General features: G+C 63.6%; 1 pseudogene. It reads left to right on the top strand.

What is annotated here, in order from left to right:
• Positions 1–202 precede the first annotated feature (202 nt).
• Positions 203–670: pseudogene (locus ASJ79_RS24910) on the top strand (DUF222 domain-containing protein); the annotation flags it as partial.
• Positions 671–796 lie beyond the last annotated feature (126 nt).

Below are 796 nucleotides of genomic sequence, written 5' to 3'. Positions count from 1 at the left end.
ATCGACGCAGACTTCACTCCGCGCTCGGCTACCGCACACCGCATGAAGTCCGCACCGAATATATGAATTCACAGCTCGCGGCTTAATTCCCGCGAAATCCGCAGTCTGAAAAACGCGGAGCAGGCCAATTGGGGAAGGGCGTTGTGCGGGAGTGGGTTTCGTGGGTGCCGGTTTTGTCGGTGGGTGGTGTCAGGATGGGGTTATGGCGTCGAGGGTTCCGGTGGGTACTGGCACTGGGGGTGTGGTGCGTCAGTCTGATCGGCTGGAGGCGTTTTTCGAGGAGTTGGCGGAGTTGGCCGGTCAGCGCAACGCCATCGACGGGCGGATCGCCGAGATCGCCGCCGAGATCGATCGGGCCGGGTTGTGGGCGATCACCGGGGTGAAGTCGATGGAGGGGTTGATCGCGTGGAAGCTGGGCACCTCGTGGCGTAATGCCGAGACGATCGTGGCGGTGGCGCGGCGGATGGGGGAGTTTCCGCGGTGTAGCCGGGGTTTGCGGGAGGGCCGGTTGTCGTTGGATCAGGTCGGGGTGATCGCCGAACGGGCCGGGGCGGGTTCGGATGCCCATTACGCCGAGTTCGCCGCGCATGCCACGGTCAGCCAGTTGCGGACCGCGATCAAGGCCGAACCCCGCCCCGAACCCGCACCCAAACCCGAATCCGACGGTGAGGGCGTGTCAGATGGTTTGTGTAGGAGCTGCATGAGCCAGATGGAGCACGATGATGTCCATGGTTGTTCGGCAGGACAGTCAGGCCGGTGACGGCGATAACGACGATGAGATAGACCGGCTGGATTC

It is taken from the genome of Mycobacterium sp. NAZ190054, from assembly GCF_001545925.1.
GTDB lineage: Bacteria > Actinomycetota > Actinomycetes > Mycobacteriales > Mycobacteriaceae > Mycobacterium.
The sequence above is the reverse complement of the archived record's forward strand: the minus strand, read 5'-3'. Positions and strand labels throughout refer to the sequence as shown.